Genomic DNA, 5,396 nt, shown 5'->3' on the forward strand with positions numbered 1-5,396 from the left:
TACGGAAGCACGAGTGGCCTCCAATCCGCCGGCCGAATCAACCGCAGTCATTCTGGGCGGGAAGCTCGCGAGATAGGAAGTCCTGAACTCCGTGGACCCACGAGCAAGGTCACTCGAGCCGACGCACCGTCATGACCTCGCCCGCGAATTCGGAGATCGCGCCGTACCGAACGTGGTCGCCGGTGCGTGGTGCGTGGAGGATCTTGTCGCCGCCGACGTAGATGGCGACGTGGTGCGGGCGGCCGGCGCCGGGGTAACCGAAGAAGATTAGGTCGCCGGGTTGCTTGTCGGCCCAGGCGATGCCTTGGCCGATGCGGATCTGGTCGCCGGTGTAGTGGGGGAGTCGGATGCGGCCGCCCGAGGCTTGGTACGCGGCGAACAGGACAAGGCCAGAGCAGTCGAAGCCGCCGCCGGTCGGCCCGTCGAAGTTGCCACCGCCCCAGACGTAAGGCTTCCCGATCTGCTCGGCGGCCGCGGCGATGAGCGCGCTGGGGAAGCCGGATGGCAGGTCCGGTGGCCGTCCGGCGCCCGTCTCCGTGCACTCGAGCCCGCTGCTCAGCGAGACTCCGCTGAGCACGGCCAGGATCTTCTCGGCGATCGGCTGGTTGACGGCGTACCTGTCTGGATAAGCGGAGACCTGCACCGCCTGGGCTGCTGCGCCAGGGGCCATCGTCTCCCAGTCATTGATGTCGAGGAGGCCGCGCGGCGAGCCGTGGTTCGGGCCGCTGGGTCCGCCGTAGAAGGCGCGAGAGGACCAGACCGGGTCCATGAGGTTCGGAACGCTGCCCCAGCCCGCAGCGGGACGCTGCTGGAAGAGACCTACCGAGTCGTGATCGCCGCCGTTGCCGTCGTTCGGGAGTTCGGCCGACTCTGGGTAAGCGCCGATGTTGGAGAGAACCCTGATGGAGGACTCGGTGAGTGCGGTCATGATCGCGATGAGTTGACCTCGGGCCGGAATCTGCTCGGCTTTGCCGACGGCGATGATCGTGGCCGCCCGGGTGAGTTGCTGGCTTCGGAGCACCACGGACTCGCCGTACGCATTGACTGCGGTCAGGCTCGACGGGACGGGGCCCGAGACGCCGAGACTTCCGGTCTCGTGGCTGTCCCACATGCAGCTGCCCGACCCGGCGGATGCGGGGCTGATCAGTGTTGCGACGCCGAGGACTGCGCCGCCAGGTGCGAGCAGTACGGCGGCCGCTGCGCCTGCCACGAACACCGTCATCCCCACGCCCTGCTCACCTCATCGGGTTGTCGAGCTGGGAAAGGCGTAGGACGCGACAACGTTCGAAGGAGGGCTGGCAGGCGACGAAGACCGTGAAGGCGACCGGGTACGACGATTCCTCGACCTCGCCGTTCCATTCGCCGACGCGATGACGAGTCCCGGTGATCGTCACCGCCGTCGTGCCGGGGCGGAGTTGGCCGTGCGGTTGGTCAACAGCGGCGGCCCAGGAGTCCGGCACGTAGGCGTCCTGGATCTCGAGCGATTGCGCCACCTCCATCGCGCCGAGGTCGAGCCACTGCTCGACTGTCGGCAGGTAGGTGGCGACGTCATCGAGCAGGCCGGGTGTCTCCTCGCCGGACGGATCGGCATCTGCCAGGACCTTCGCGGTGTAGTCGGTCGGGAGAAGACCTGAGCTGGTGTCCCACTCGAAGAGCGACGCGGCGACCGCACGGGCGTAGACGATGGGATCGGTGGTGTGGGGGAGCGAGCGTTCGTGAGGCGTGATCGCAGGGTCGACGGACTGGCTACGCACCTCGATACGCACTGACCGATCCTCAGGCCGCTTGGCGTTGGTGCCCCCCGGTCCTCGCATCAGCCCGTAGATGCTGACGGCGGCGGTGATCAGGGCGAACCCACAGACGACGAGGAGCACGATCTGGCGGCCGGTGAGTTTCGACATCGGGGACTCCCGGAGATGGGTGACAGGGCGTCGAGTAGGTGCGCGGACTACGCCGATGTCGCGGTGTGGCGCCGCGCGGCGATGAGCTGGTCACGGAACGCGATCGTCGCGGTCACGACGCGGTCGAACCGCTGCCAGTCCTCGCGGGTGAGCCGGGCGGCGAGCTCGTTGACGTCGTACATCTCGGTCCAGCCGTCGAGCTCGGTCCAGGTCAGGATGAAGGAGCGGACGCTGCGGAAGTGGCTGGTCGAACCCTGGTTGCGCTTGAGGTTGTTCCGTCCCTTCTCCCTCCCTTCGTGCTGGGCGCGCTCCAGAGCTTCGCGGGCAAGACGAGCGAGGTCAGTCTCGGCGTCGGGCTGAGGCTCCTGGGTCTTGTCGAAGGCTTCCTTGACCTGGCGGTAGAGCGGCTTGACGGGCTCGCCTTCTTCGATTTTGCGGAGCGCGTCGTTGGCCATGGCGCGGATCTCGGGAGGGGTGGCCTTACGAGAGGCCCAGTCCATGAGGGCGCAGACCCGTTCATGGGTGTTGTACGACGCCGTGCCGGTGATGGCCACGGCCGCCTGCCGCCGAGCGGAACCGGTCTCTCCTGGTCCTGCACCGGGTGCATGACCGGAGTCTTCGGCGTTGTTTGAGTTCCCGAACTGGGTGGTCTGCTTCCGGAGCTCGGCCTCCTCGGTCCCGATCGCCTTGAGCTCGCGGTAGAGCGCGGCCTTTTCGAGCTCGCTCAGGGGCTTGTGGAGCTCGTTCTCGTCCTGCTGTGCGAGCAAGCCTTCGAGCTTGCCGGAGATCCCGGAGCGGACCCAGACCTTCATCGAGTTCCACCCCAGGCGGCGGACGGCTTCGAGCCGGCGCCATCCGCAGACGAGGACGCCCTCGGGCGTGATCGTGATCGGTTGCAGCAGGCCGACCCGTTCGATGGACTCCATGAGCTTCTTGATGTCGCCGGGATCCTTGCGGTGACGGACGCCGACCACGATGGCGTCGATCGCTCGGTCGAGCTCGATGTGGCCGCGGGTCTCAGGCATGGATTCGGGCCGGTCGAGGCGCGGTCTGGCTGATGTCGTAGACGAGCAGGTCGTCGTCGAGCAGCTCGGTGATCGGATGGCCAATCAGCAGGCGCAGCAGCACGCCGTGGCCATCCGAGGTGCAGGCTTCGTCCGGGTTGGGGTTGCCCAGGACGATCCGCAGGACCGTCGTCCACGCGTCCTGCTCGATGTCGAGGAGGGCCCGAGCGGTCTGGTCGCGTCGCAGCGCGGCGTGGGTCGTCGACCGGCTGCCTGACTCGGCGAGGCGGGCGGCGATGTAGTCAAGCGCGCAGGTCGCGGTGTCGCGGGGCCAGCCGAGCGCGGCGAAGAGATCGATGGCGGTCTCAATCGCCTCGAACGCTCCGGTCGGAGGCGTCTCGTCCGGGCTGAACGGCTCGACAGCGAGCGCGGGCAGGAGGTTCGGGAGGTCGGCGTCGGTGTCGCAGAAGCGGCGGACGTCGTGGTGGCGAGAGACCTCCGGATGACGTGCCTGGTGAACCGAGCACATCAGGCCAGCGGCGCGTTCTTCGGCGATGAGGGTGACCTTCACCGCCTGCGTGACGACGGCCCAGGGATCGATCGCTGTCCGCACGGCGTAGGTGCGCATCGCCTCGAAGGCCGCCGCGGCGCCGGCACTTGGGTCGCAGCGGTGCTTGATCGCGAGCGCCTCGTACTTGCGGGCGGTGAAGAGCATGAGGTCGCGGGCTTCGGGGTCGGTCTCCCACGCGCGGGGTCCGGACACCCGAAGTCGCACGAGCAGACGGCGGAGCCCTCTTGGGGTCGTGAATGAATGGCTCACAGTTGGAGTCCTTCCTGGCGGCTCACCGGGGGAGTCGGTGCGGGTTTGTGTGGGAGGCCACGGTTGAGCGCGCGGGTGGTCGTCGCCGGAGTACGACGGGCACGTCGGATCAGCTCGGCCTGGCGGTCGATGCCGCGCCCGACCATCGGGGAGGCGTACGCCGCGAGGTCGGTCGGGCGGACCCAGGCGATGCCCTTGGTGGGAGCTGCCGGGCTGGTCCTGCGCAACTCGAGTGACGGGTCGCGATGACGGGCGAGGAGGCTGCCCGCGTCCTCGGATGCAGGGTTCGCGGCGGGCAACTCCGGCAGTCGGTGGCCGTGGCGGCGGTACTCGGCGTGCGTATTCACAGCTGGATCACCTCACTCCGTTGAGTAGGGCCTAGGCCGCTTCCGGGGCCGAGGCGGGACGCGACCCGAAAGGCGGAGTCGATCGTCGATTCGATCTCGCGATCGGGGAGGCCGGCGTGCTGAGCGGCTGGCATCAGATAGCTGAGCACCGTCGCGTGGTTGTGACGGTCCTCGACCATGCGGCACGAGGCCCAGAACAGGGTTCGGTTGCGACCGCCCTCTGGTGTCAGTGCGACAGTCCGTGCCAGAGCCTCGGGGCTGTACCCGTTCGCGGGTAGGGACGGCGAAGCCGGCGCTGGGGCTCGTCGCGGTGGTTCCAGGAACTTGCGCAGCTCGCGGGCGTCGACGGGCCTCGCCGGCTGGGTGGTGACAGCGATGACGTCGTACGTCTTCGTGACGCCGTCGATCTCGACTTTGGACGGGGGCGCGATGACGTAGCCGCCGTCACCGCGGAAGTCGACGTGTACGGAGGGGACCTGCCAGGATCGCTGCTCCTGATCGGCAGCGGTCGGGAAGTAGGCGTGGACGCCGCCAGACGGGGTGCGGACCATCCAACCCCAGCTGTCCGCGAGACCTGCGGCTCGGGCACGCTCGAACGCCGCGAAACCACTGCCGCCAGGGTGGACATCGACGTCGACAACGAGGAAGCCGGTTCTGCTCCCCGTCGGAATGCCGATGTTCGCGTCGGGCGTGCGCTGCCACCACTGGTGGACGACTCGCGCTGACGAGGTGGCATCGTGGAACCCGCTGGGCGTCAGCGGCCGCTTGCCGCCCGGGACGCACGGGAACACCAGCATTCCAAGGTTCGCATAGCGGATCGCGGCAGCCGCCAAGTCCGGTTCGGCGGCGACGCGCTGCATTGTTGAGACGGTCCATTGAGGCATGGGGTCTTCGGGGTCGTACATGCCGATGAGAGTGATGTGGCAGGTTCCCCGGATTCCGGGGAACCACGAGGGGGGAGCTGAGGGGGGAACCTGCGTTTCCGCAGGTCAGCAGGTACCCCTAAGTCGTCGGCCGCTCAGCGATCAAAGAGATCGACGGGATGCCAGCGGCGATGGTCGAGCGCTTACCCGGCAGCCAATGTGGGTCGGGCCTCGTGGGCGAGTCCATTGGCATCCTCGTAGTCCCATAGTGCCCACTCGTATCCGGCGATGTAGGCGTTGTCGGCGTCGAGATGCTCGGCGAGCCAGCGGTGCCCGGCTTCGGTGGAACCTGTCTGCAGGGACCCGGTCCGACCGGCGTCGTAGCCGGTCATGTAGTGCTGTGGCGAATTCAATCGGTTGTTGCAACTGGACTGATTCTGGAAGAGGTTGCGGGTCATGCC

General features: G+C 67.8%; 7 protein-coding genes. All 7 read right to left on the reverse strand.

Features of this window, described 5'->3' with window-relative positions; translation table 11 throughout:
* Window positions 1–109: 109 nt before the first annotated feature.
* A complete protein-coding gene (locus ABEA33_RS24475; protein ID WP_345529726.1) occupies window positions 110–1,222 on the reverse strand; it encodes a C40 family peptidase in 1,113 nt (370 codons plus the stop codon).
* Between the two features lie 13 nt (window positions 1,223–1,235).
* Window positions 1,236–1,901, reverse strand: coding sequence for a hypothetical protein (locus ABEA33_RS24480; protein ID WP_345529727.1), 666 nt, complete (start codon window positions 1,899–1,901; stop codon window positions 1,236–1,238).
* Window positions 1,902–1,948: 47 nt separating this feature from the next.
* Entirely contained in the window at window positions 1,949–2,926 is a 978-nt protein-coding gene (locus ABEA33_RS24485) for a ParB N-terminal domain-containing protein (RefSeq protein ID WP_345529728.1), read from the reverse strand.
* Window positions 2,919–3,668, reverse strand: a complete 750-nt coding sequence (locus ABEA33_RS24490) for a serine/arginine repetitive matrix protein 2 (RefSeq protein ID WP_345529729.1) — start codon at window positions 3,666–3,668, stop codon at window positions 2,919–2,921. Before ABEA33_RS24490 ends, ABEA33_RS24485 begins: the two co-directional genes overlap by 8 nt.
* Window positions 3,669–3,721: 53 nt before the next feature.
* Window positions 3,722–4,072, reverse strand: a complete 351-nt coding sequence (locus ABEA33_RS24495) for a hypothetical protein (protein ID WP_345529730.1) — start codon at window positions 4,070–4,072, stop codon at window positions 3,722–3,724.
* Window positions 4,069–4,977 (reverse strand): bifunctional DNA primase/polymerase, encoded by a 909-nt coding sequence (locus ABEA33_RS24500; RefSeq protein ID WP_345529731.1) that lies wholly within the window; start codon window positions 4,975–4,977, stop codon window positions 4,069–4,071. The genes ABEA33_RS24495 and ABEA33_RS24500 overlap by 4 nt, the downstream gene beginning before the upstream one ends.
* Before the next feature lie 161 nt (window positions 4,978–5,138).
* Window positions 5,139–5,396 (reverse strand): hypothetical protein (locus ABEA33_RS24505; protein ID WP_345529732.1); only part of this gene is annotated, 258 nt, incomplete at its 5' end.

Source organism: Nocardioides endophyticus, assembly GCF_039543845.1.
GTDB lineage: Bacteria > Actinomycetota > Actinomycetes > Propionibacteriales > Nocardioidaceae > Nocardioides > Nocardioides endophyticus.